Source organism: Bacteroidota bacterium, assembly GCA_016722375.1.
GTDB lineage: Bacteria > Bacteroidota > Bacteroidia > Chitinophagales > LD1 > Bog-950.
Genome location: JADKJG010000006.1, coordinates 209,519 through 236,311 on the forward strand (window position 1 = coordinate 209,519; position 26,793 = coordinate 236,311).

The window sequence follows — 26,793 nt, forward strand, 5'->3', positions numbered from 1 at the left end:
GAAATTGAGCAGCCCTGATTTTAGTCAGAGGTTTTGCCTGATTGATGATCCTCTTCTAAATTTGAAAAGACCAGGGTATCCTTTCCATATTGGTAACTTCCAAACTCGGCACTCCGAAATCTTCAATCACTTTGCCCTTCAGCAGATAACATCCTTTGCCGGTGAAAGGGTATTTGCTGATAGAGGGAGGAAAATGTACCGTGTCGAACAACTGACCCGCCGCATCCGTAAACGAACCAAAATACATGACATCGCCATGAAGTGTACGAACCTTCTTGATATTCACATAATAGCCAATCAGGTAAATGATATTCCCCAGATGCTTCATCAGTTCATCCGCACATACGGTCCCTTTATATTGTTTTCGGAGAAAGCCAAATGGTGAAGTATAGGGGAATGAAAGAATCTTGATCTCGTTCACCACGTCATCATAAACTTCATATTCGAGCGGTGGCAATTCCTGAGAAGGAGTACTTGTTTCAAATAATTCTTTCCTAGGAATTGTCTTCTTTGCTGAACCTAAAAGCAGGTGTGCATTCCACAACAGTTCTTTGCTGGCCTTGCCTGTAAAACGAAATGCTCTAATGCGAATAAGAATTCTAAGCTGTTCTAACGAAATAGCAACGCGCTTGGTAAAGTCGTTCAGATTTCTGAAGACGCCTCCGTCTTGTTTTGCCTGAAGTATATTTTTTATCACAACTTGCTCTATATCCTTAATGAGACCTAAACCCATAAAAATTGTTTTGTTTTGTAGCGTGGCTAGATAATCGCTGCTGTTTACACAAGGCAACTCTACCTGTGCTCCGATCATTTTTGCCTCGTGCAAATAGAATTCAGTGGAATAAAATCCTCCAAAATTATTCAACACGCCGGTCATGAACTCGATGGGGTGATAGGCTCGCAAATACAAACTTTGATAGCTTTCCACAGCATAGGAAGCCGAATGTCCTTTTGCGAAAGAGTATCCGGCAAAACTTTCTATCTGTCTCCAGATTTCTGATACTTCTGCCTCTGGATATTCTCGCTCCTTACAATTGGAAAAGAACTGTTTTTTCACCTGTTGGAACTCTGCCCGCGATCGAAACTTGCCTGACATGCCTCTTCTCATCACATCTGCTTCTTCCAGCGTTAGCCCTGCATATATATGAGCCACCCGAATCACATCTTCCTGATAAACCATCACCCCGAATGTTTCGGGCATAATTTCTAAAAGTTTGGGATGGGCATCTTTTCTTCTTTCCGGATACCGATATCGGAGGATATATTCTCGCATCATCCCCGAACTGGAAACCCCTGGACGAATCACGGAACTAGCCGCTACTAAACCGAGATAGTCTTCTACCTGAAGTTTGCGCAATAACTGACGCATGGCCGGTGATTCTACATAAAAACATCCAATGGTATTTCCTTCTCTCAGCATTTTCTTAATCCGCTTGTCTTCTTTGAAATCTTGTATCCGGTGAATATCAATCTCCTCGCCTTTATTCTTTTTCACCAACTCCACTGCATCTTTAATATGACCCAGACCGCGTTGCGAAAGTATGTCGAACTTATATAGGCCGACATCTTCCGCTTCCAGCATCGAGAATTGCGTAGAAGGAAAACCCAGGAAATAATTCCAGCGCAGTATAATAGGTAATTGGTTTTTCGGAAATCAATATACCACAAGCATGGACACTAAGCTGATTGGGTAAGCCATGAATATGCGAGGCATATTTCAAGACCAACTTACTGTATGGATCGAGATTTGATTTGACTGAAACATCCGACTGTAACTGTGCTATCTCATCATCGGGCAAGCCAAACACCTTGCCAATTTCACGAATGCAGGATTTGCGTTCAAAGGTGCTGTAACTGCCTACTAGCGCAACGTGGTTCTTATACTTGCCGAAAATATATTCACGAACGGCATTGCGGTCTGTATGGGAAAAGTCAATATCAAAGTCGGGAGGATTTTTTCTGCTGGGGTTGATAAAGCGTTCAAAGTATAGGTCCAGTTCAATTGGATCTACGTCGGTGATTCGCAAACAATAGGCGACCAAACTATTTGCTCCACTTCCTCTGCCAATATGAAAAAATCCTTTCTCTGAAGCGAATCGTACGATATCCCAATTGATAAGAAAATAAGCAGTGAAGTTGAGTTGATGAATGGTTGCAAGTTCTGTTTTCAGTCGTTCTAAAATGTTCGAGGTTGGATTATTGTAGCGATAAAGCAAGCCCTCACGAGCTAATTGAGTCAGCAGCTTTCCATCCTCTTCTTCATTTGCCATAAAGCATTTTTTGTTTTTACTTTGACCAAATTTGAAATCAATGAATGGGTTTTCAAGTAGCTGTTTGGTGCTTTCAATTGCTTCCGGATAGTCTTTGAATATCTTGATCAAGTCTTCGGGCGACATCAATTTATCCTCTTCATTTCCCTGTTCCGTTTTGGAAGTTTACTCAGTAGGATGTTATGAAAGATAGCCCGTAGTAAACGGTGCGTATTAAAATCTTTTTTGTTTCTGAAAAGATGCAGTGGGTAGCATCACAAATTTATTTCGGTCTATCTTCTTTCCATATAACCTGAACGCGAGAATATCAGATGGGCGTAATCCAATCCATTCGTTCTGCTTTAATGTGATTTTTACATCTCTCTTCCAAGGATAGATGATGGTGCAATTTAGCAATGCAAGAGGATTGCAGGGAATCGGTTCGTGCTTCATCGTATAGACGGAAAGAAATTCATTCAACTCTCTGAATCCTTCTAAATTATTGGCAATCCCGATATACAATTGCTTCGTGCTTTGCCTGAAGTCAACCCCTATAACCGGATGAATATGATACTTCGGCGCTTGACGCATGAAATCTAAACAGCCGGAAGTGTTATTGATGTCGGTTAGTGCGAGATTGGTTACTCTGTTGTCCTTCGCGTATTGCAACAGTTCCTCTATGGACATTACTCCATAGTTAAAACTAAATTAAAACTATGACTGTTCAAAAACATAAACTACGCTCACTCTTTATTTCTCATTCTACAACTAAGCATGCCGATGTGCCGGTGGAGTAGGAGGCTCACCTGTCCAGGGATCCCAAACACCCATGTTTTTTACATCCATGATTTGAGCCCTTGTAACTATCCGGCTATTCTTATACTTCTTACGCAGATAATCCATTTGTTGGTAGAGCTGAATCAATTCTATAGAGTCCTCCAGAAGATTAATCTGATGTCCTCCACTTACCAGATGGCTGCATTTCATCCCAATTAACCGGACCAGTTGTCGCCGACTAAACAAAGTGTCAAAAATTTCCAGTGCTTTCCGGATGAGAATATGATCACAACTGGTGTAAGGTATCCGAACCTGTTTGGAATAGGTCTGCATATCTGAGTAGCGCAGTTTTATCGTGATACAAGCAGTCAGTTTATTGCCCAGACGCAATTGATACGCCAATCCCTCTGCCATAGCGCGTAAAATAGTTTGGAGCTTTATTATATCAATAGTATCTCTATCGAAGGTTCTTTCAGACGAAAGCGATTCTCGCTCATAATACGGTTTTATCGGAGTATTGTCTATGCCCTGAGCTTTCAGCCAAATAGTTTGTCCGTTTCTGCCCAATATTTTCTCCATGGCTTTTTCAGGTATATTTTGCAGGGTGCAAATAGTCTTGATACCAAGTTCGCTCAATACCTGATATGTTTCATTTCCGATCATGGGTATTTTGCGAATAGAGAGGGTGCCAAGAAATTTTTTTCTTCTCCCCAATCTATCTGTTTGGCTCGATTGGGTTTAGCTTCTCCGGTGGCTACTTTTGAAACAGTTTTATTCTGTGATATGCCCATTGAGATTGGCAACCCCGTTTCATCAATAATTTTCTTACGTACTTCATTGGAGTATTTAGCAATACCAAATACTCCATCCATCCCCGTCATATCCAGATAGAATTCATCCACCGAGGCTTTCTCTACCACAGGCATTTTTTCGCGGAGTATTTCAGTAACCATGTGAGTATTTCGAATATCTGGAGGAATCTCCTTTCACCACCAATGCTATAGGACAAAGCCGCCTCGCTATCTTCATAGACATTCCAGAGTGGATGCCGAAACTTCTTGCTTCATAACTACAGGAAGCTACAACGCCCCGGTCGCTGACTCCTCCCACTAAAACAGGTTTATTTTTTAGCTTATCGTTCAACAAGCGCTCCACAGATACAAAAAAGGTATCCAGATCTAAATGCACAATACTTCTTTCATTAGCCATATCTATCTTCATAAGGTTCTATTTAATGTGACACAAATAATGTCATTCTTATGGTTGTAATTTAGACATTATTATCTTTGAACTATAAAATCTCATTATGAATAATTTTTTTGGCAGTAACGTCAGAGTATTGCGAGAGCGCAAAAAACGCTCACAGCAAGAGATGGCCGAGTTGTTTGGCCTGACGCGAAGTGTTCTTAATAATTACGAGCACGGACTTTCGAATCCATCTATTGATAACCTGATGAACATCTCAGAGTATATCAACATCAATATAAATACCCTTCTCTCTGTTGATTTCAGAAAGCTATCAGCGAAGCAATTGAATGAATTGGAGATGGGACTTGACGTTTATGTTAAAGGGAGCAGACTGCGAATCTTAGCTACGACTGTTAATGACAAGAATGAGGACAATGTAGAGTTGGTTTCAGTTAAGGCTAAGGCAGGCTACGCAACAGGATATGGCGATCCAGAGTTTGTCAGCAAACTTCCTGCCTATCAGTTTCCATTTTTACCCAAAGACAAAAAGCACCGCGCCTTTCAAATCAGTGGTGATTCCATGCTGCCTATTCCCGACCGCTCATGGATAGCCTGTCATTATTTAGAAGATTGGAATGATATTCAGAATGGTCAAGGATATGTTATTGTTACAAAAGATGAGGGAGTTGTATTTAAGAGAGCCTATAACCGCATCAAACAAGATGGAACGCTCTTATTGGTTTCGATGAATTCAATTTATCAGCCTTACGAAATTCAAATCAGCGAAGTGTTGGAGGTCTGGAAATTTTCGTTGAAATTTAGTAGTGAGATGATGGAGGGGTAAGCGATTACTTCTTTAACGATGCTTCGTGAAAATATATTCAGGAATGGCAACATCGAACTGGATACTGATAACAATAAAATTGGGTTACTTATATTTCATCGGGGTTTCCGTTTCAGGCACCCCAGACGAAATAGCATCATAGCCACAGGGTTCTTTTGTTCTAAAATCATTTTCAAAAAGATCCCACACGGATAAAACAACAGCAGATGGTTATTTGCCTTGATGCAATAATTTTCCCAAGTCCTTCGTTATAATATTAAACCGACCCAGCATGGCACACGACTACCTAACCAAATCCAGATTTTATGTACCCACAGATCAGGCAGGTAGTTTTCTTCTTCATCGTGCTGCTGACGGCACTTCAAACCAATGCGCAGGAAAAGCGCGAACGATTGCTCAACAAAATATTTTACGAAAAGCAAGGGGGTAACTTCTCGCTTGGGGTTCGCAATACGGTTAGCCTGTTCAATCATGGCAATTGGCGAGAGATCGGTACCGGTGTAGGAGGACACTTCCGTCTTCAGTTGGCAGACAGGGTGAATACCGAATGGTTTGCGGATGTGCTGCCGGCAAATATTCAAAACAAGGCTTCCCGCATGGATTATCACGTGGGTTGGAGCGTGATGTTTTATTTGCTGAATACAAAATCCTTTACCCGAAAACTTACGCCCTATGTGTTAGCTGGTCATTGCTTTGACATCACCAATATTAGAATCAATGGGGAGAACGGAGATCACCGGAGCCGGTTCAGTTCTGCCGTGCAAGCTGGCTTGGGCTGTCATTATAATATCACTCCTCGATTCGATATTTCTTTAGCGGCGCAGTATATGATTCATCTTGGCAAGGAACTCCATGCTGAAGAAAATGAAGCCGGTGAGATGGAAATTGAATTGCATAAAAATGCCGGATGGGAAGGGCACCTGCTTCTTACTCTTAGTGTTAACTATAAAATCTACAAGTTATGGAACCGCAAAGCATCATGAATAAAAAGGGGATCAGGCTTTTGACATTTCTCATTGCATTGCTCATCTTTTATCCGTCTGATGCTCAAAGAATTTGGGAACAGCGAAAAGGGAGCCTGCGCACACAGGGAAATTTGGGCGGAGGATATTTGTTTGCTCAAAAACAAATAGTAGCTTATCTGAATGGGGAGGCAGAGGTTTTTTTTGAAGACCTCTTTGCCTATACCGGTGGTGTTTGTTTTTCTTTTTCCACCCTGCAGAAAGACCAAGCTGGCATCAAAGTGAATCATGCGCTTTTCAGCGGCGCTAATTTTCATTTCTTAAAACCAGGTCGGTGGGATCCATATATTGGTGTGGCGCCGGGGGTAGCAGTGGTTAGGTCAGTTTACAGAGGTGATGATGAACTAAAACTTAGTCCCTATGTCGTCGCCCCGATTATTTCAGGGCAAATAGGATGCAACTTTTATGTAAGTACGTTGCTTCACTTCTTTGTGAAGGTGCAGGGGGTGACCGGACAAATGTTGTCGAAGTCTCCGGGGGCTTCTCAAAGGATGGATGAACTGAAATTTATGGGTGGTTTGGGATGGAACCTACGTCTTTGGAAACCCAAGGCAAGGGATATTTGAAAAGCAAGAGAAAAACACTCGTAAGAAAAATAAAGGCCCTGTCAGGTCAGATGTCCCTTTTAAATCCCGTGATTCCTATATTGGTGGAACTATCCATACCATCAATATTCAGCATAGGTTTCAGGTAACTCATTTATTTTTTCAACGATGCCTTGTTGAAGATATACTCAGGAATAGCGGCATCGAACTGGATACTGATAATAATGAAATCTGTCCCCTTGCCATCTTTCAGCATATCCTTATAATTGATTTTCTTGGGGAACCACCGGTTGCCCACCTTGCTTACTTCGTTCATCACAGTTTTCTTTAAAAGCTGTCCGCTTTTAGCAAAGAGTTCTTCCTGAAGAGGTACAAACCGTTCCTGATCAATCCACTCTTTCCTTTTTGCGTAAGATACATCATCCACTTTTGCATTCAGCTCCAGCACCCATACTTTTCTGCCAGCCATCGTTTCCTCCCCTACAACTTTTGCATGATACATATCAATGAGTTTTCTTCTTTCCATCATGTCTTCATAAGATAAGTCAGACCCCATCACCGATTGGCGTAACAAATGTCCTGAAATCTGAATGGTACGGTCAGATGAGGGGGAATAAGTCCAAAGCCGGTCTCCCAGCTTTAGCATTTTTGTTCCCTTTTCTCTTTCTGGGGCCAGATATTCGATGAATGATTGATCTTCCCCTTTCGAGTATCCTTTGGAAGTAATAGTTCTGTCCTCTCTGCGCCCGTGAACGACCATTTGCGATTCAGACACGCTCGTTTCGGAGGTCATATTAGCATCTACTCTTTTCAAAATTGTTTCTGCGTCGGGACTTGTTGCTAATAAAATGGATAAGGCGGATGAGAGTATAAATGTCATTAAGTATTTCATTTGTCTTTTGTTTCGTTTGAAAATTAAACTTCCAATTCTTTGAATAATGTAGCGGTTTCTCTTTTATAAACGCCAATGCCTGAAAGTAGGTTGCCTAAAACCGTAGCGACTAATCCTGGAATAAATCCAATGTAAAGTAAGTCGGGAGTAAACTTGGCGCGCATCACAGATGGCATCATCATACTTGAATTCTTCACCGCGTTGCCTATGTCCAAACCATTAATCTGTAGATAAAAGACCAGCGCTAAACCAATGGCAGTACCCACAACCGAACCGATGCTTCCTATCATGATTGCCTCAAATACTATAGAACGGTAGATATGCCCTTTGGATTCGCCCAGCGCTAGCCTGATTCCATATTCCTGATAGCGGCGCAGGCCGCCTAAAAGTCCGGTGTTCCACAAGACGATGGACATAGCCAATACGAAGACGCCGATAAAAATAGTAGAAAAGGAATCAACCAAATCAATGTAGCTGGCTAGGTTGTTTTGCTCTTTTAAACGAACCATTACCGGTGCAAATTCATCTTTGCTATCCTTGTATTGTGCATTGAATTGACTGGCAATCCGTTCGGCCTTTTCGTCCACATACACGCCGTCCTTCAAATAACCCAGTACTTCTCCGGCACCATCTTCCATATCCAGCATTTGTTGTGCATCGGCAATATCTACCACAATTGTACCTTTATCCAGCGCTGCTGCACCAAAGCGGACGGTGCCACAAATTGCGAAGTTTTGAAAGCTCATACTTCCGTTCACGGTGGTCCCGAAATAAGTAACGGTGTCGCCTATATGTAATCCCAATTTTTTTGAGAAATCATGGCCGATAAGAGCTTGTCCTCTTTGCTGAGGTATGGTTCCGGTGACTAAAGATTTCTTGATGTTTAACCGTTCTGCTTCACCGCTTTTGGTATTGAGCAGTTCCAGAGCCATACCGTGGCCGGGCCCTGTGCGCGAGTATTTCCGGTACTATCAGGCACATCAATCAACCCTCCAAAACGAATGCGTTCTACCCAAAATACATCGGGGAACTCTTTCCTCACCGAATCCAATAATTCATTGACACCAATGAAGCCTAGATCGTTGGGCAATTGATCTTTATTTTCAGCATAGGCCCGAGTCATTATTTTGACATGCCCGGTTTCGTATCTGGCATTCTGGTCAATGATATCACTCATAGTGCCCCGCATAAACCCGCTCAATGCGATTGTGAGCATCACGCCAATCGTAACGATAATGACTGGCAATAAGCTTCTGTTCTTATCCCGGAGGATTCCTTTCATCAAAAATTCAATCATTGTATTTTCCCTTTTAAAGCGTCTACCCGATTCATCGTTGCAATTTTTCTAGAAGGCAAAAGGCTGACAATGGTAGATGAAATGACCACGAGTGCAATCGTACCTAAAATCAGATCTGCGCTGAAGGCTGGATATATGGTACTGGGTAGAGTAACTCCCATTTCATCCGATGATACAGGTATGGATATACCTGTATACGTCAAATAAATAAAGAATGGAGTACTATATGCCGTTCCGACTAATACCGCCAGAATACTGTTCATACTTCCTTCTATGGTAAATAGTGTTACCACTTGTGCTCGCGTCATTCCTAAGGATATGAAGGTGCCTATTTCACGCTGTCTTCTAAAAACGGACAACACCTGTGTATCGAAAATTGCAAGCAAGGCGATAGCCAACAGCAGAATATAAATAAAGGCATCGCCGATCCGTTCAGAGTTTAATATTTTCCTCATGTCTGCCAACAGCAGGTACTGGCTTTTGAAATTCCAATTCGGAAGCGCCTTCTCTTTAAAATTTTCTCCGGCAATAAAAAAGGTAGCATTGTTTTTTAAGCCGGTCATCTGCCAGAGTTTTTGAATTGAAATCCAAATCTGTCCCTGATCAACTGAGGGGACATTACAACTAAATATTCCAACAATCGTGACAGGGGCGGCATCAAAAATTCCATTTTTATCCCGCCACCGCATCAGTACTTCATCGCCCACCTTTAGATGTGCCGACTCCGCCATCCGCTTACCGATAATTGCTGGAATTTCAGCAGAACTTTCCAATAATAGTTTAGTTGGCAATTTAAGAACAGTCTGACTGGTGCTGATTCCTTTTAACAAGACAGAAACCATTCTCCCGCTTGGAAAGATAGCTGCCTGCCTTATTAATATCGGCGACAGATCCTGGTATTGATTGCCGTCTAAAACACCGTGCCCATCGGTAATGGTAAATGGATCATAAGGGTCATAGTTTTTATTTTCCAAGTGACCTGAACCAATTTCCCAGTTTATTAAATCGCGGGTGGCTTGTTCTTTCCATCCGGTCACAAACCCGTTGATAAGTATGATAATTACAAAAGCAAATGAGAGTACACCCACCGTAAGCAAAGTGCGAAGTCCGGCTCCTATCAGATTCTCATATGCTAATTGAAATGCTAGTTTCACTTTATAACATCCGTTATTGAACTTTCCCTTTAAGTGCATCTACCGGATTCATCGTTGCGATTTTTCTAGAAGGCAAAAAACTGACAATGGTAGAAGAGAGAACAACTAGAAGAATGGTACCAAGTATAAGCCCTACACCGTAAACAGGAAAAATTCTTTCTGCAACGGCCAAGCCAATATTTTGTGATGCCTTTGTCATCGGAATGCCAGTGTATGATATATATATGAAGAGTGGGATGCCGTAAATGCAACCTAAAGTAGTTGCGAGCAAACTGTTCATGCTTCCCTCTACAGTAAATATACCCACCACTTGTGCTCTGGTCATGCCCAGAGAAATGTAAGTACCGATTTCTCTTTGCCTTCTAAATACTGATAATACCTGTGTGTCAAAAATGGCTAAGAGTGCAATGGCTAAAAATAATAGATACATGATAGAGCCACTGACTCTTTTCATGGCGATAATATCGGTGATATCTTTTAGTAGGTCGGTTTGACTTTTGAATTTCCATCCGGCCATATCTGTTGGAGACGCGCTGGTTCCATTAATGTAAATCGTTGCATGGTTTTGCAAGCCGGTCATGTTCCAGAGTTTATCTATGGAAATCCAGATTTGGCCCATATCAACGGTAGGAACATTACAATCGAATATTTCGACGATGGTAATATTAGAAGCATCGAATGTCCCGTTCTTATCGCGCCAGCGTATCAATACTTCATCACCTACTTTCAGCTTCGTAGAGGCTGCCATTCGCTTGCCTATAATTGCTGGAACGGGAGCTGTGCTTTCCTTTAGCCTTTGTGTTGGCAGTTTTAAAATATGTTGATTGACATCAATTCCTTTCAGCATAGCGCCAATCATTCTTCCCTGTGGATATAAGGATGTCGAACGAATCAGCACCGGTACCAAATTTTGTTTTTCTGCATTGGGAAAAACTCCATGAGCATCCTGCAAACTAAATGGATCGTAAGGATTGTAGTTAGGGTGAAGCAATTGTCCCTTTCCGTATTCCCAGGCGATGGTGTCGCGCTTGGCCTGTTCATTCCAACCATCTAATAGTCCGTTGTAAAAAATGATGACCACGAAGGCAAAGGACAAAACACTCACCGTGAGCCAGGTTCGCAGACCGGCTCCTATCAGGTTTCTATAAGCTAATTGAAACGCTAATTTCATACTATCTCTGGTTACTTCTTTACGAGCTCATCTTCTTTTACCTTGCCATCTTCTAAATGAACCATGCGGCTTAAATAGCCCATCACCTTTTCATCATGTGTAGAGAAAAGAAAAGTGGTCTTCAATTCTTTATTCAACTCTTTCATTGTTTGAATAATGGCATGCGCATTTTTTGCATCCAAGTTAGCGGTGGGTTCGTCTGCTAAAACCAAGTCGGGGCGTTTCACCATGGCGCGTGCGATGGCGACGCGCTGCCCTTCACCACCGGATAGCTTACTGGGCTTTTTGTCTGCCATGTTCTGAAGCCCAACCCATTCCAACGCTTCCATCACTGCTTTCTTCCGCTCAGCACTGCCTTTGTTTTGAAGAATCAAAGAGAACTCTACGTTTTCAAAAACTGTATAAACCGGCAAGAGATTATATACCTGAAAGATAAAGCCGATGTGAAGATTTCTCAGCTGGGCAGATTCTTTGTGCGATAGGTTAGAAATGTTTTTCCCCATCACCGTCGCCTTACCTTCCGTAGGGCTATCTAAAGAACCGATGATGTTCAGCAAGGTTGTTTTTCCTGAGCCACTAGGCCCCACTAATCCCGAAAACTCTCCTTTAGCAAATTGCAGATTGATATCGCTTAGTGCAGTGAACTCTCCTTCGCCAACCGGATAGCGTTTCGTTACATGTTCCAAACTGATAATGCTTTCGTTATTCATAATTCTGGGTTTAATGATTATAGACTATCATCAACCGGACACCGGGGCCGGAAAATGTATTGACTAATTCGTTTTGCTGAATTCCTATTTGTGTTTTTGGATTATAGTAGGCCATGATATAGCCTGTTACTCTTTTAAACTGATGTTCGTAATACAAGGTGGAGGATACTCCCTTCGTCTCCCAACTGAAAGCAGTAATGCAAGTTAACCGGTCATCCATTGTAAATGGATAGGAAATGCTTAATGCAGTAACGTTCACTAAATTTTGAAACCGGAATGGCTTGTAGTCATAAGCAATTAGCAAGTGCTCAGCCATGATGTTCAGTCCGTTTCCAATTCCGAAAGTATAATCTGTTCCCAGATTCATCAATGTTTGATTAGTTAGAAACTCTACGTCTCTGTATTTATGGATATAGGAAATTTCAAACCACAACCCTACCACCACATCCCACTTTCCATCTAAACCTACCCGGTCTTCCTGAATATATGGATAAGGTGTTATTCCGGCAATGTTGTGCGAGTTGGCAGTTCGGCGATGATAAGACAACGCCATCTCACCACGTGGAACCGGATACTGCGCCCGACCGCCAAACTCAGGAATCCATTTACTGGTCTTTACCGCATCAAATCCACGGGGTTTTTCATTTGCATACAACACCCAGAACCAGAGATTAGCATTGTTCTTAAAATAATAACGACCAAGCAGGGCATTCACCCCGTTCGTCAATTGCAATGGATCCCGCGGGTCAATCTGATTGAACCACTGCATAGGTCGCAACAAAGTAGCAGAACCAAAATCAATCTTTTGCAAACCCATCCTCAACTCAAACTGACGACTCGTATATCGCGCCCAAACCCGATAAGGCAAAACATTTCCGCTGAACGTAGCAGAATCTACCGGTATAAACGACAGCCCCAGATTGATATTGGCAGAAGCCTCTATATACAAACGTTTGAACGTGTCTATTCGAAAATCGAAATTCAGTTCCGGGATGTAGCGCACTCCGATAAATGCTTGCCGGTCTGCCAAGGGACTGTAACTTCCCAAAGCGGATACCTGACCTTCGAAAGAAACTTTGTTGGGTTCATATTGAGCTTTAATAAACAAAGCAATCATCATGAGAGAAATTAAAAATAGACAACGCAATCTGTACACCGTCGCCTACTTTTTTGTTAATATTCCATGGGAAAAGAAGTTCGTCAGTTCCGTAGTTATTTCCCGTCCATTCTTAAACATTCTAAGCAGCCGATCATCCATCATCTTCGCCTGCAAATCATCCAAAATGTATAGGATAAACTCCGGCTTAATTTCCTTTCTAATCCATCCCTTCTTCTGAGCCACCTTAAAATCCTTGATATATTTTTTCCGCACCTTCTGGCTAAAATCATCCAGATGCTTTTTCAGTGTCGGGTTTCGGTTTTGAAAAATATCCTTCACGAACTCCTTACTTATCTCGTGCGTACTATTTTGCTTCATCGCAATCATCTGCTCCACCTTTTGCGCATAGGGAATGTCCTGTCTCATAATCGAGCGATACTGCGACATCCCCTTCTCCATAATCTCAAATAAAATCACTTCGGCCACCGCCTCCTTATTGCTGAATAGACGATAAAACGTCATCTTGCTTACCCCCGCCTCACAGCATATCTCCTCTACCGTGACCCGTCGCATCCCGTGTTTCATAAACAGGCTACTTGCTGTGTGTACGATCTTTTCTTCGCTGCTCTTATTTTTCAAATCGTTTTTCAAGGTCCACCATATAATTCGGACATAATGTTACGAAAAATGTTTATAAAGATCAAAATAGTAACATTTGTTAGTGAATGAATTGTCATGATTGAGACCGATTGACGACATGAATACGCCCAATCTGAGCCACGAATAGAATGATGTCCCCATGTTTTCAATCAAATAATGATGTCTGTTGAATTGGGCGCCTAATCTTTATCCCATTCAAGGCTTTTTGGTATAATTCTTCCAATTTTGAAAAGAGATTTCCTTGTGCCTCCTCTATTCCAGTATTTATCCTTTCCAAAATCTATTTGCTAAAACAAAGTGTGCCTACATTAGACCTCTTTCCAAAATCAAATAGGCTTAGTTAGTAAGTTAGCAATAGCCGCGATTAGGTTGAGCCGCAATTTGAACCTTCTTCTTCTGTTTCGATATTTTTCAGCCAGTATTCTGAATATTTTGAGTTTTCGGATGATATTCTCGATAGCCACCCTGCTGGAGGATATCCGTTGGTTTCTTTGTTTATCTGTTTTGGTAAGCGGATTTTTCTTGCTTCTTTTCTTTGGTATTTCGGTATTGGGATGTGCCTTTTGTAATCCTTGGTATCCGGTATCTACTTCTGCGGTTATGGTAGGATGGATGGGTGTTTGGCTTTGTTTATACAGCTTGTAATCATGCTTGCGTCCATTTCCCACTTCGGTGCAAACAATCTGTCGGGTATTTTGGTCTGCTATTATCTGTGATTTTAAGGTGTGTCTTTTCTTTTACCTGAGTAATAACGCCGCTGTTTTTTTTAGGTCGCTCAATAGGGGTTTCCGTCACATCTATCCAGACTAGCTCAAACTTATTTTCCGGACGGGTAAGTACCTTTTTGCCGGGCAAATGAAACCGGGGATCGTTGATGAGCTTATGCTCCGTATCCATAATTATTTTGCAAACCGCCGATTCACTAATGTCATAGGTAACGCCAATATGGAACATCGTTCGATACTCCCTGTAATACATCAGGAGCATCAAAACCTTGTCCTCTAAACTTAATTTGGAAGCCACTCCACGGCTTGGGTGCTTTCTTGCTTTTGCATTTGCCTCTTCTAGAGCCTGCACCATCAGATGAAACACCTCTCGGGTGACTCCTGTACTACGTTTAAACTGTGCCTTTGGCTGTTTTTGAATAATTGCCCATCGCATGAAGCAAAGAAATTATCAAACTTCTGTTTTTCCACAATTCAATCAACAGAACACATAGTCTAGTGTACTTATTTTTAGAATAAACCCATTTTGGAAAGAAGTCTATTCTCCCAATAGCAAGTGAAAATTATTTCATATAGAGTTGGGGGCGGAACACTTCAATAGCTTATTCACCGGTTTTTACACCTCTGTCAAAATGAACCGATAAAAACACGTTCTGTTTGCATCAAAACAGATTCTAGTTCCGTTGAAACACGTACCATTCTCATCGAAACGCGTTCTATTTGCATAAAGACAGATGCCGTTTGCACTCAAACCTTATCTATTCGCACCAAAACAGATGACGTTTGCGCCAAAACGTCTCGCGTTTGTATACAAACGCGAAAGATTTTGCTTCAAATAGCCTCTGTTTGCATCGAAATGGATAAAAACAAGAACCTTCGGCCTTATTTGTACAGATAGGTGATTCGCGATGAATATCCTGTTTTGCCATCATTTTTCTCCTAAAAGCTGATTTTATCCGATTTATAAACTCTTCCTTTTCTTATAGAAATTCAATATTTCATATAAGGAGATTCGATTTCCATTCCTAGAACGGAATAATTCTTATTGGTAAATGGTTTCATGCCAATATAGTCTGAATAATCTCTAAAACTACGTCATAGAAACTGATTAGTCCAGAATTTGATAAGTATATTATGGTATTGAGATTAGTTGAATACGTGAATTCAAAAGCAGACCCTTAATGCAAAACGTGGGTATCAGTTATTGGACTATTTTATAGATATAAGCTCCCTGCTCTGCTACATTCCAATACTTGATTTTTAGTCGCTCACAGTCTTTCTTCCAATAGTTGATTCGCCACCATTTATTAGTGCCGTCGAAAATTACTTCTTTAAAATTTACCACCTTCTTTAAATCATCCAAGTATATTTTCTGATCCCCAGTCAGAACTAGCATATCTACTGTTAAACGGCTTTGCAAAGGTTCATTCAAATGTTTGATTTCCGAATCTACGATGAGTACCTTTTTCCCTTCAAACAAATGTAATGTCCCGAAGTCCAAACGAATTCTATTATTTTTTTCGATGACTACCCTCTCGGCGCCCGTCCACCACCAATGCGGCAGAATATGAAAGGACAGGGAGCTTTTGTTCAGTAATAATTTCTCATGAATATCATTAATTATTCTCTTCTCTGAGATAAACGACATTGCCTTCTCTTTTGGAACTGAATACACAACCACCTCTTTTGTCAGACCTCTTTCTATATCGTGGTTAGCTTGAATTGCACATATCATCCACAACATTATCAGCGATGCAAGTATAAGTTTTGGCTTGCGCGCCACTTCAAAACAGAGAATAAAAACAAAAAACAGATACATCAGCAACATTTGTATGGAGCTGATGCTAATGCCTTTTGTCACGGCATAAGGGATTTGCTGAAAAGCAAAGATGAACCGATTGAGCTCGTGCAAAAGGAAATTGAAAATGCCGGTGGCGAGATCTGATAGTAAGGCTACTTTAGAGAATGCTAACAATCCGGTACCAGCGTAAATAATAAAACTACTCATCGGTATCACCACTAGGTTGGCTATTAAAAATAAATTTGGGAACTGATGAAAATAATATAGGCTGAGAGGAGCCGTTGCTATTTGCGCAGCTAATGATACGGCGACAATTTTCCAAGTGGCATCTAGGAGATTCAAACTCGCCCATTTCAAATCGTATCGGATAAAGGCATTTGCTTTTTGGAAAAGATTTTTCCGCAAAACATATTTCGGTTGATGCGAAGAACCGATGAGAAGGAGTGCCGAGATTTTAGGATATAGGTACACAATACCAATCACGGCAAGATAACTCAACTGAAAACCAATCTCAGTGATGATGTAGGGATTAAAAAGCATTAGTATGACAGCGCTGGCAGCTATGGTGTTATATGTATTGGTATGCCGAACAAAGGTTTTACCTATTTGAAGAATAGAAAACATGGTGGCAGCGCGCAACACTGAGGGACTTAGCCCCGTAAGGAATGCATAGAACCATATAAAGAGAATAATAGCTATTGCTTTCCCTGTTCTCCATTTCCCCCCAAAACCATCCATTTCGCTCAGCAGCCAATTCAACATCACAAAAACTATTCCCACATGCAAACCACTGACACACAACACATGTAGTACCCCGGAACCGGCGTAAGCGCTCATCACCTCTCCGCTCATGTCATCGCGATAGCCTAATAAGATGGCTGATGCGACAGCCATATCATTCGGGTCGCCGACATGTTTTTGGATGATTTGAAGAAAATAATTCCGCATACGGTAAACATTTGTGTAAAATGAATTCCCCGCTTCATGTTGTAATAATTTCCATTGCCCTGAAACTAGATAGGATTGATGAAACACATTTTGAAACGCTTGGTACCGCTTCAGGTTGAACTCTTCCGGGTTCTTCGGAGGTTCTACTTCCTTGATTCCACCACTCACTATTAATTCATCTCCGTAAGCCAATTTCATGCTAGAAGAATCTTTAGTGAACGTCAACATCATTTTGCCCATAGCCAGCGAACTTTGATTTTCATTCACCACTTCGATAACTTTTGCAATGGCCCGAACTACGTTTTCGCGCACTTGAGGCGGTTTGTTGATGATAACGACAATCGAACTCTCCGGTTTTATCATCTTACTGAAGTAGCTTGCGGAGTTTAACTCGGTGCGTAGCATAGCGAGGATAAAACCTAGGCTAATGAATAATGAATTTAGGGAAATCCCATTTAATATTCTGAATCGGTGAGCTAGATGAACGTCCTCTGTTTGGTGGATCAGGAGTACGACACTAAATGCAATCCAAAATATGATGTTGGCCCCAACAAGGAGCGTAGGGGTCAAAACAAAAAAGGCTGACAAAAATATTTTTATGAGAATTCCTGCTATTAGTGCAATAGCAATTCGCAACATAGGTACCTCGTTCCAAAAGGATCTCATGGATAATATTGTAAACGAAATGTACGAATAAATTACAAATGAAACGCCGAAAGAAAAGGTATTTCGCAAGGAGCTAAAGGCGGAGAGAAATATTCTCCGCGTTTTGATGCGAAACCCATTTTAACTAACCTTTTATCTTTGTGTTTCTATGAAACAGCTTATCACACAAATCGAAATCAATGCATCCGCTGAAGAGATTTGGAATATCCTCACCGACTTCGATAAATATCCTGAATGGAATCCGATGATTCGAGAACTATCGGGGAATGTAATCCCCGGCGAAACGATAGAAGTGATTTTGCAGCAGCCCGGTGGAAGCACCATGAAGTTTGCCCCGGTAGTGAAGACATTTGTGAAGAACAAACAATTTTCCTGGAAAGGAAAGCTGTTTGTCAGTGGCTTGTTTGATGGAGAGCATCAATTCATACTACAACGGCAATCTGAAAACAAAACCATTTTTATTCATCGCGAGGACTTTTCCGGTATGTTGATTCCGCTGTTTGGCCAAATGATAGAGACCAAAACTCGGCAAGGCTTTGAATTGATGAATCAGAAATTGAAGGAGAGGGCCGAGACCCGGTAATATTAGGCTTGAGCTGTTGGCCCAAAGTTCATCGGCATCATGGGCTGTTCTCTTTCTACAATGGTTCCGAATTGCTGCTCGTATTTCTTTACGTTATCAATCATAGCCTTCATCAATCGCTTGGCATGCTCTGGTGTCAGTACAATTCTCGATTTAACCTTCGCCTTGGGTACGCCGGGCATGACTCGGACGAAATCAATCACAAACTCCTGCGGAGAATGAGAGATGATGGCCAGATTGGAATAAATACCTTCTGACTGATCTTCGGGCAATTCGATATTGAGTTGTTGATTTTGCTTTTCGTCCATGATTTTTTATTGAGGTGCAAAGGTGGAAATAATTTTCATTTAACAGATTAAATGAAGTGTTTCAGGCTATTGGGGTAGCAAGAATCTTTTACATTTATCTATAAATAACGTAAACAGATTTTTAGATCATTATGCTTTCACATATCAATCTACGACAGCTTATTTTTATTGACATTGAAACCGTGCCCCAATTTTCATCCTTTTCGGAATTGAGTCCAACCATGAAAGAGTTGTGGGCGATTAAACACGCGCACTTCAAAGCAGAGAACGAAACGCCGGAAGATGGATATCTGAAGCGGGCGGGTGTCTATGCTGAGTTTGCCAAAATCGTTTGTATTTCTACCGGATTCTTTCACGTAGATAAAAACGAAAAGACTTTTAGACTAAAATCCTTTTTTGGAAATGACGAAAAGGAAATGCTTCAATCCTTTGTTGATATGCTTCGCAGCTTCGGCAATCCTTATAAATTTCATTTCTGCGGACACAATATTCGGGAATTTGACCTCCCTTTTATTTGTCGCCGACTGCTAATTCACCAATTCGACCTTCCTGAAATGATTGACTATTCGGGCAAGCGTCCTTGGGAGACTTTTGATGTGGATACACTCCAGCTCTGGAAATTCGGTGACTATAAACATTACACTTCTCTTCGCTTGCTAGCAGAGATTTTAGATATTCCCACTCCTAAAGACGACATAGATGGCAAAGATGTTTGTCGGGTTTATTGGCAGGAACAAAATCTTCCGCGTATTATGGAGTATTGCCAGAAAGATGTAGTGACGGTTGCTCGATTATTGCAACGCTTTAAGGGCGAAAAACAAATATTAAGCGATGAAGACCTGGTTGTAGTGAAATAAATGTGATGCTGGCGCGAGTCAAAGAATATCTACTGGATTTTTCGGAACTTTTCTTTCCGAATATTTGTCTGAGTTGTCAACGCAAACTGTTGAAAGGGGAGGAAGTGATTTGTCTTTTCTGCTTGAGTGAACTACCGGTTACCGGTTATTGGAATGAGCCGGACAACCCGGTGGCGAATCGCTTATGGGGAAGGGTGCCCATACAAGGAGCTGCTGCGTTCTTGCAATTTAAAAAGGGGGGAAAGGTACAGCGTCTGATTCACGAGTTAAAATACAAAGGAAGGAAAGATGTCGGAGTTTATCTGGGTAAGATATTTTCTCATCATCTTATTCAATCCGATTCTGTCATAAAAGATATTGACCTGATTGTTCCGGTACCCTTGTACTGGAAGAAGCTTAAACAAAGAGGATATAATCAGAGTACTCCGTTTGCTCAGGCACTATCTCAATCGTTGGATGTTCCATATTCCGATACAGCTTTAATGAGAACCTCCCAGAATGTTTCACAGACTAAAGAGAAGAGATATGACCGGTATGGAAATGTAGCGGGTATTTTTTCAGTAACAGATGCTTCGCAACTTTCCGGAAAGCATATCTTGTTGGTAGATGATGTTTTTACTACCGGTGCCACTGCCGATGCCTGTCTGCAGGCTATTTTGAGTGTTCCGGAGACTAAAGTTAGTTTTATAGCTATATCCGTCAGTATGTAAATTGTACTGACAATTTCTTGTACAATACTTGATTTTTAGAACTTTCTGTAACATATTTGCCTGATTTTCGTTTAATAACAGTGAAACAGTATTTAAACAGTCATCTACAGATATGAAGCACAGCAAACAGGCTTGGCGCTTATTTTTTCCATTGTTTATTGTTCTGCTCTGCGTTCAACTCGCTTCAGCTTTTCCTCCGGGTGATCCATGCGGGAAGAACGATGAAGTCTATCCCAAGGCGGTCGCCTTGACAGATCATCTAAACCAAATCACTGCTGAGCAAATCTCTAACTTTTATTCTCGTCGTCACGAAAACCGATTAGACGCTTTCAATGGTTGTGTATTGGTTGCTAAGGACGGACAGGTGGTCTATAAAGGTGCCTTCGGTTATGGAAACATACAGTATAAAGATACGCTGACTACCGAAACGCCCTTTCAATTGGCCTCAGTAACTAAAACATTTACCGCTACGGCTATTCTTAAATTGGTGGAGGAAGGAAAGATTGCGTTAAGCGATCCGATTCAAAAATTTTTTCCTGAATTCCCTTATCAGGGGATTACGGTGAAACTGTTGCTGACTCATCGTAGCGGCCTGCCTGACTATATTTATTGGGGTAAGGAATCAGGAAATTCGGTGGACTATCTCGATAATCAAGCGCTGGTGAAAAGATTTATCAGAACCAAACCAGCCGTTCGTTGTCGTCCCGATAGGATGTTTATGTATTCTAATACTAATTACGCTTTGCTGGGTGCTGTTATTGAACAGGTAACCGGTATGACCTATCAGAATTACATGCAGGAAAATATTTTTCGGCCACTTGGCATGTACAACACCTTTGCGTTTGATGTTCGGGATTCCTTAGGTCATTGTGGCTCGGCCTGCTATCAAAGCAGATGGAAAGAATGGAATCTTACCTACTCGGATGGCGTGATGGGTGATAAAGGAATTTATGCTTCTGTTGAAGATATGATGATATGGGATAAGGCACTCCGCGAAGGGAAAGTTATTTCTCCTGAAATGATGGGGGAGGCCTATCTTCCACGCAGTTTAGACCGCTATTCCTTCAGCAAAGATAAGAGCCGAAATTACGGCTATGGATGGCGCATGGTGAAACAGAAAGAGGGTTATTTGATTTATCACAATGGCAACTGGCATGGTTGTAATAATGTGTTTGCCCGCGACTTAAACAGTGGCTACACAGTCATTGTTTTGAGCAATAAAGCCAATGAAAAAAATTATTTCACCCAGCCGGTATGGGACATTATAGAGAACGTGAAGAATCTTCAGAATATCGCCTCGCTGCAATAGTTCATTTTGAAAATGAGCTATTCTTTTCCTCCCGCTCCCTTAAAATAGTCCTCCTGATTTTTAAAGAGCACGTTGAAGGTGGTCAGCGATCCATATATACGAGTGATGTACTGCTGTAAATCTACTTTTTCTTCATCGGTTAGCACCTTGTGGGAGTTGATGTTTTGCTCCAATACTCTCAAGCGATCGCGTAGCATTACGATTTTATGGAAAAATGTTTCGATTGGAATGTCTTTACCTTGAAGAGTAGGGTCGAACGATTTGAAAATCAAAGTTCCGTTCTGCCACTTGTTCGCAAGCGGAACAATTTCCTGCATATCGCTTTTTTCATCTACCACTTCTCGAATGGCGCGTTTGACATCCTCTATCGTTATAGAAGGAACTTCGGCTTCTACTTTATCCAGCACGTTTAATCCTTCATAATCTCGGGCAATACCGCGACTGTTGCTATCTTCTTTAAACCAAATGTAATAGTAGTCTACATCACTATCTACTACAATCCCTTTGCCGTATTTTGAGTGTTCTACTCTCGAACCAATTCCAAGATTTTTGTCCATGAATTTCCTTTTTTATTTCAGACACAAAAGTCTATGTTTTATTTTTTACCATTCGGTAAAACATCAAACAAATAAACAAACGTGAAGAAGAGCCTCTAATAAATCAAACAATGAATACCCGATAAATCCTGACGCGGATTTATCTCAACCGGTCGAGACTCTTGAGTTTGTCCTCATCCTTCCGGATATATACCACGGCAAGGATTTCAAAAACAAGCGCAAAGGCTGCCAGAATATTCCACTTCCGAAGAACTACATCGCCAGGGAACATGCGGGTTTGATAACGATAAAAAACAAATGCTTCGGCAGCAATGATAAAGAAGATGGTAAACCAGCAAAACAATTGTTGCAAACCGGTGCGTTTGTAAAGGAAGATAGAAATCAGGCCAAGCCCGATGGCTGTTCCGGCAAACACAGCATTCACGTAATAGAAGTAGCCCTCCTTAAAAATTGAAACATCCCAACCTGGAATGTGTTCTACAAACTTATTTCCATCTACCTCCAGTGTGATTAGAGGTAAATAAAGAAACAAGCCAAGTGAAATAATAGCGAGTAGAATAAATACAGTTTGGATTCTTTGTATCATATAGGGATGATTTTGAAAGACTACATTTGCGCCGCAAACCTAAATTATTTCATTTAATGGAGGCTTATATAATAGATGCAGGGCGCAGTCCCATCGGAAAGTTGAATGGCTCCTTAAGTGGTGTCCGTCCCGATGATTTGGCGGCTTGGGTGATTAAAAAGCTGGTAGAGCGCAACCTATTCTGGCTGGATGTGAAGCAGATCGAGGAAGTGATCTTAGGCGATGCCAATCAAAGTGGTGAAGACAATCGGGATATCGCACGTATGACGGTTTTGCTGGCAGGTCTTCCGATAGAGGTGGCAGGCGTTACCGTCAACCGTTTATGTGCTTCAGGACTACAGGCCATAGCTGATTCTTCCAGAGCGATTGAGTCTGGAGATGGGTCAATTTACATTGCCGGAGGAGTGGAAAGCATGACTCGTGCACCTTATGTTCTATCTAAGGCAGTAACCGCGTTCGATCGGGTGCAACAAATGTTCGATACCAGTATTGGATGGCGTTTTACGAATAAATCTTTTCCAAAGGAGACCACTTATAGCATGGGTGAAACAGCGGAGAATGTAGCTAAGAAGTGGAACATCAGTCGGGAGGAACAAGACCAGTTTGCCCATTCTTCTCAGTTGAAATATCAAGCGGCTCATGATGCAGGAAAATTTAACGATGAACTAATTGCAGTGGGGATTGATAAGGGAAAAGCCGGAAAGGAAACGTTCGGAAAGGACGAACATCCCCGTTTATCCTCGGCTGCAGATTTAGCAAAACTGAGACCGGCTTTTAACAAGGAGGGAACCGTTACGGCTGGGAATTCATCGGGCATCAACGATGGAGCGGCCGCTTTAATCATTGTGAATGAACATATTGTCAAGGAATTTTCCCTAAAGCCATTGGCAAGAGTTGTCTCTGTAGCTGCGGCAGGAGTAGAGCCTGCCTATATGGGTATTGGCCCGGTACCAGCCACACAAAAGGCGCTGAAGCGCGCCGGGCTGAAAGCGGCCGACCTCGGTCTAGTAGAATTAAACGAGGCCTTTGCTTCTCAATCCATTGCTTGCATTCGCGATTTAGGATTGAATCCCGAAATCGTGAACGTGAACGGTGGGGCTATCGCTCTCGGTCATCCGCTAGGATGCTCTGGAGCTAGAATTACTACTACCCTACTCCACGAAATGAAACGAAGAAAGAATGTGAAGTACGGACTGGCAACCATGTGCGTAGGTGTAGGCCAGGGTATGGCGATTATTTATGAAAACATGAATTATTAATACTTACAGATTAATGCAGTTAACTATCACCGATCCAGTTTTCATTCCTCGCGACAATTACAATTTCTTTGAAAGGTTTTTACTCACACTGATACGCGATGAGCGCGATCTGCCTTTTCTCAAACTTTGCCTTCGCATATTGCTTTTCGTCATTCCGGTATCAATCTTGCTCTTCTTTTATTTCCGGTGGTGGATAGCAGTTCCTTTTTTGCTATTCAATATCGCTACCGGTTTGGGTCCTTTCATCCTGATGTTGCACAACACCTCTCACAGAAAATTGTTCAAACAGGAATACGACATTTTGAATAACCTCATACCTTGGGTGCTGGGGCCGTTTTACGGTGAAACTCCCGAAACCTATTTCGGTCATCACATCATGATGCACCATGCCGAAAACAATCTGATTGATGATTTAAGTTGCACGATGAATTATCAGCGCGACCGCTTCATTGATTTCATGAAATACTTTTTCATGTTCTTCTTCTTTGGCATGACCGACCTCAGCTTTTATTTTCAAAGAAAGAACCGCAAGAAATTCATTCGCAAAATTCTAATGGGTGAAGTTGGCTTCATCGTCATGTGTATCCTTCTCTGGCAGTTTAATTGGCAGGCTACACTCATGGTGTTCATTTTGCCTTTCATAATTTCTCGCTTCGGCATGATGGCCGGAAATTGGGCGCAACACGCTTTTATTGATGCCGAAACTCCGGCAAACAATTATCGCAACAGCCTCACTTGTATCAACGTTGCCTATAACAGGACTTGCTTCAACGATGGCTACCACATCGGCCATCATTTGCGACCAAGCATGCACTGGACCGAGATGCCCGAAGAGTTTCAAAAGAATATAGAGAAATATAAAGACAACCACGCCGTCATTTTTCAGGGCATTGATTTCTTCGTTGTTTGGTTCTTGCTCGTCAGCCATAATTATAAATACCTGGCTTCAAAGTTTGTGGACATCGGTGAGCGATTCAAAACGCAAGAAGAAGTGATCGCCTTTTTGAAACAAAGAGTTGCTGCCATTCCCGTCAAGCGCAACACCCCCAACGCCAATGTCATCCTGAATGGAATCAGATAATCAGGTGCTCCGGCCTCGCTATTTTCTTCACCTGGCCTATGACGGCACCAACTATTGCGGTTGGCAGGTGCAGACCAATGCGCCCAGCGTGCAACAAACCATCAACGAAGCTTTGCAGAAACTGTTGCGCCATCCGGTGCCTTCTACCGGCTGTGGGCGCACCGATAGCGGCGTTCACGCCAAAGATTTCTACATGCACTTTATGCCCGAAAAAGAAATCGAAGATCCTGCCGACTTTCTATTTCGACTCAACTGCGTATTGCCCGACGACATTTCCATCTTCAAAATCATACCGGTTGCCGATCGCGCACATGTGCGTTTCGATGCCACGCACAGAACCTACGAATACTACGTGTACTTCGACAAATCGCCTTTCATCAAAAAGTATGCTTCCTATCAAGGATTTTATCCTATAAACTGGGAGCCGATATTGCGCGCTACTGAATTTATCAAGACCGTAAAAGATTTCACTTCCCTCTGCTTGGCCAGCGAAGATTTCAAAACCAATCTCTGCAACGTCACCGAAGCCCGCTGGGACATTCTGCCCGCTCATCATCTCGTCCTCAAACCCTTTGAAAATACACCTACCGGTTCGCCGCTCACCGCCGACTATCAAAGAAAAGAAGGAGAGGTGCTGCGCTTCACCATCACCAGCAACCGATTTCTGCGCGGCATGGTGCGCAAAATTGTCGGCATGACGCTCATGGTCGGCAAAGGCAAACTATCGCTCGACGAATTTACCGACACCGTCACCCAACAAAAAGAATTCCGCATTCATAACCTCGCTTCGCCCGCCGGATTGTTTTTATCCAAAGTCAAGTATCCTTATATTGATTAAATAATTTGGGCGCGTCCCCCGCCTCGTTCCTCGGCGTCGGCCGGGCTTTACGTTCCAATCTTTTCTACTCGTATATTTTAAATAGAAGAAAAGGATTTCCACTGCAATCCCTCGCGCAGCTCAGCGCGCTGTTAATAACTCCGCCATTCATGGCGGAGGGTTTGGAAGATTTGTATTGGCTTTAGCCGTGATTTAAACTACAAAAGTCTTAAAGACTTTTGTAATTCAAAGACAAAATAAATACTGACCCTGCATTTTAGCTCCGTAGGAGCTATATGTTTGGTAGTAAATAAGCACTCATTAAGTTGGGGGAAGGTTGTGGTCGCCCATGGCATGCCGTGGCCGATTAACCAAAGTCTAAAGACTTTTGTAGTCTTCGACCTCCTATTTCGGTTGGTGAGTCACCAACTGATAGGGAAATTATTATGGCTAAAGCTATTTAGTCAGTCCTTAAAAAGTCATTTCCATCAATTCAAAGATATTGGGTGCACTGGGAAGGTAAATAAGCGATTCAAAAATCGAACAAAAGAGTCACCTAAAACCTGATTGATGCTCGTTTGAAGTTATAAGCTGCGTGTAACAACATTATTGGTCCGCTATTCCCTTGTAAAGTTTCTTCCTAACCATAGTTTTGTTTCAAATGACCAATAGTGGGTTCATGGCTGCTCTTCGTTGTAAATCTTCTTTTCCCTTTTGTTTCTGAAAGGCGTTTTGTTTTATCAGCGGTGTTCTTGGCGGAACGATTTGGGTTGCGGACTTGTCTCACTCCGGTATCCTAAATCTACTATGGCCTTTCGGGGAACTGTTGTGTGTTTTAGTGCAAAGTGGGTTTGCGTGTGTGCGTCCCCTTTTCAATGTTGAGTGCTGCTACAATCCTCCGCTGTTTCGTGTCCAGGCTATGGATACTTTGCTTCGAACTCATATTTCTTATGTTCTTTCCTTTGCTCATACATTGCA

At 42.0% G+C, this 26,793-nt stretch carries 20 protein-coding genes and 4 pseudogenes; 10 read left to right on the forward strand and 14 right to left on the reverse strand.

Annotated features, from left to right (window positions below; translation table 11 throughout):
* Window positions 1-55 precede the first annotated feature (55 nt).
* Both IPP77_10105 and dinB read right to left on the reverse strand, forming a co-directional pair.
* Window positions 56-2,983: pseudogene (locus IPP77_10105) on the reverse strand (DNA polymerase III subunit alpha).
* Window positions 2,984-3,017: 34 nt separating this feature from the next.
* Window positions 3,018-4,235: pseudogene (gene dinB / locus IPP77_10110) on the reverse strand (DNA polymerase IV).
* 97 nt (window positions 4,236-4,332) lie between these two features.
* Here dinB and IPP77_10115 point away from each other — a divergent pair.
* The 3 genes from IPP77_10115 to IPP77_10125 all read left to right on the forward strand — a co-directional run bounded on the left by IPP77_10115 (window position 4,333) and on the right by IPP77_10125 (window position 6,646).
* On the forward strand, window positions 4,333-5,058 hold the full coding sequence (locus tag IPP77_10115; GenBank protein MBL0310009.1) for a helix-turn-helix domain-containing protein: 726 nt from the start codon (window positions 4,333-4,335) through the stop codon (window positions 5,056-5,058).
* A gap of 305 nt (window positions 5,059-5,363) precedes the next feature.
* Window positions 5,364-6,041, forward strand: a complete 678-nt coding sequence (locus IPP77_10120; GenBank protein MBL0310010.1) for a hypothetical protein — start codon at window positions 5,364-5,366, stop codon at window positions 6,039-6,041.
* On the forward strand, window positions 6,020-6,646 hold the full coding sequence (locus tag IPP77_10125; protein ID MBL0310011.1) for a hypothetical protein: 627 nt from the start codon (window positions 6,020-6,022) through the stop codon (window positions 6,644-6,646). The genes IPP77_10120 and IPP77_10125 overlap by 22 nt, the downstream gene beginning before the upstream one ends.
* A gap of 133 nt (window positions 6,647-6,779) precedes the next feature.
* On the opposite strand, the gene IPP77_10130 is transcribed toward IPP77_10125, so the two are convergent.
* The 9 genes and pseudogenes from IPP77_10130 to IPP77_10170 form a co-directional block, all read right to left on the reverse strand.
* Window positions 6,780-7,517 carry an outer membrane lipoprotein-sorting protein gene (locus IPP77_10130; GenBank protein ID MBL0310012.1) on the reverse strand — a complete coding sequence of 246 codons (738 nt, stop codon included), beginning with the start codon at window positions 7,515-7,517 and terminating at the stop codon, window positions 6,780-6,782.
* 23 nt (window positions 7,518-7,540) lie between these two features.
* Window positions 7,541-8,814: pseudogene (locus tag IPP77_10135) on the reverse strand (FtsX-like permease family protein).
* Window positions 8,811-9,968, reverse strand: coding sequence for an ABC transporter permease (locus tag IPP77_10140; GenBank protein ID MBL0310013.1), 1,158 nt, complete (start codon window positions 9,966-9,968; stop codon window positions 8,811-8,813). Before IPP77_10140 ends, IPP77_10135 begins: the two are co-directional and overlap by 4 nt.
* 13 nt (window positions 9,969-9,981) lie before the next feature.
* The gene (locus IPP77_10145) at window positions 9,982-11,139 is read right to left on the reverse strand and encodes an ABC transporter permease (GenBank protein ID MBL0310014.1); all 1,158 of its coding nucleotides are present in this window, start codon (window positions 11,137-11,139) and stop codon (window positions 9,982-9,984) included.
* A gap of 11 nt (window positions 11,140-11,150) precedes the next feature.
* Window positions 11,151-11,849 carry an ABC transporter ATP-binding protein gene (locus IPP77_10150; GenBank protein MBL0310015.1) on the reverse strand — a complete coding sequence of 233 codons (699 nt, stop codon included), beginning with the start codon at window positions 11,847-11,849 and terminating at the stop codon, window positions 11,151-11,153.
* A 10-nt stretch (window positions 11,850-11,859) separates the two neighbouring features.
* Window positions 11,860-12,966: a hypothetical protein gene (locus tag IPP77_10155; protein MBL0310016.1), complete on the reverse strand. Its 1,107-nt coding sequence runs from the start codon at window positions 12,964-12,966 to the stop codon at window positions 11,860-11,862.
* 45 nt (window positions 12,967-13,011) lie between these two features.
* Window positions 13,012-13,599 (reverse strand): TetR/AcrR family transcriptional regulator, encoded by a 588-nt coding sequence (locus tag IPP77_10160; GenBank protein ID MBL0310017.1) that lies wholly within the window; start codon window positions 13,597-13,599, stop codon window positions 13,012-13,014.
* A 335-nt stretch (window positions 13,600-13,934) separates the two neighbouring features.
* Window positions 13,935-14,769, reverse strand: a pseudogene (locus tag IPP77_10165) (IS5 family transposase).
* Between the two features lie 765 nt (window positions 14,770-15,534).
* The gene (locus tag IPP77_10170; protein MBL0310018.1) at window positions 15,535-17,748 is read right to left on the reverse strand and encodes a ComEC/Rec2 family competence protein; all 2,214 of its coding nucleotides are present in this window, start codon (window positions 17,746-17,748) and stop codon (window positions 15,535-15,537) included.
* A gap of 148 nt (window positions 17,749-17,896) precedes the next feature.
* On the opposite strand from IPP77_10170, the gene IPP77_10175 reads away from it, so the two are divergent.
* Window positions 17,897-18,331: an SRPBCC domain-containing protein gene (locus IPP77_10175; GenBank protein ID MBL0310019.1), complete on the forward strand. Its 435-nt coding sequence runs from the start codon at window positions 17,897-17,899 to the stop codon at window positions 18,329-18,331.
* A gap of 2 nt (window positions 18,332-18,333) precedes the next feature.
* Here the strand turns inward: IPP77_10175 and IPP77_10180 are convergent, their stop codons facing one another.
* Window positions 18,334-18,639: a DUF3467 domain-containing protein gene (locus IPP77_10180; protein ID MBL0310020.1), complete on the reverse strand. Its 306-nt coding sequence runs from the start codon at window positions 18,637-18,639 to the stop codon at window positions 18,334-18,336.
* 131 nt (window positions 18,640-18,770) lie between these two features.
* Here IPP77_10180 and IPP77_10185 point away from each other — a divergent pair, with 131 nt between their 5' ends.
* From IPP77_10185 to IPP77_10195, 3 genes are all read left to right on the forward strand, one after another.
* Window positions 18,771-19,496: a ribonuclease H-like domain-containing protein gene (locus IPP77_10185; GenBank protein MBL0310021.1), complete on the forward strand. Its 726-nt coding sequence runs from the start codon at window positions 18,771-18,773 to the stop codon at window positions 19,494-19,496.
* A gap of 5 nt (window positions 19,497-19,501) precedes the next feature.
* Entirely contained in the window at window positions 19,502-20,206 is a 705-nt protein-coding gene (locus IPP77_10190; GenBank protein MBL0310022.1) for a ComF family protein, read from the forward strand.
* A gap of 112 nt (window positions 20,207-20,318) precedes the next feature.
* Window positions 20,319-21,515 carry a beta-lactamase family protein gene (locus IPP77_10195; protein MBL0310023.1) on the forward strand — a complete coding sequence of 399 codons (1,197 nt, stop codon included), beginning with the start codon at window positions 20,319-20,321 and terminating at the stop codon, window positions 21,513-21,515.
* A 17-nt stretch (window positions 21,516-21,532) separates the two neighbouring features.
* Here IPP77_10195 and IPP77_10200 read toward each other — a convergent pair whose 3' ends face one another.
* The gene (locus tag IPP77_10200; protein MBL0310024.1) at window positions 21,533-22,072 is read right to left on the reverse strand and encodes a hypothetical protein; all 540 of its coding nucleotides are present in this window, start codon (window positions 22,070-22,072) and stop codon (window positions 21,533-21,535) included.
* A gap of 139 nt (window positions 22,073-22,211) precedes the next feature.
* Entirely contained in the window at window positions 22,212-22,658 is a 447-nt protein-coding gene (locus IPP77_10205) for a DUF4293 domain-containing protein (protein MBL0310025.1), read from the reverse strand.
* Between the two features lie 56 nt (window positions 22,659-22,714).
* On the opposite strand from IPP77_10205, the gene IPP77_10210 reads away from it, so the two are divergent.
* From IPP77_10210 to IPP77_10220, 3 genes are read left to right on the forward strand one after another with little or no spacing between them, the layout of a single operon-like run.
* Window positions 22,715-23,917: a thiolase family protein gene (locus IPP77_10210; GenBank protein MBL0310026.1), complete on the forward strand. Its 1,203-nt coding sequence runs from the start codon at window positions 22,715-22,717 to the stop codon at window positions 23,915-23,917.
* Between the two features lie 13 nt (window positions 23,918-23,930).
* On the forward strand, window positions 23,931-24,998 hold the full coding sequence (locus tag IPP77_10215) for a fatty acid desaturase (GenBank protein ID MBL0310027.1): 1,068 nt from the start codon (window positions 23,931-23,933) through the stop codon (window positions 24,996-24,998).
* Window positions 24,985-25,836, forward strand: a complete 852-nt coding sequence (locus IPP77_10220) for a tRNA pseudouridine synthase A (protein ID MBL0310028.1) — start codon at window positions 24,985-24,987, stop codon at window positions 25,834-25,836. The genes IPP77_10215 and IPP77_10220 overlap by 14 nt, the downstream gene beginning before the upstream one ends.
* Window positions 25,837-26,793: the final 957 nt, after the last annotated feature.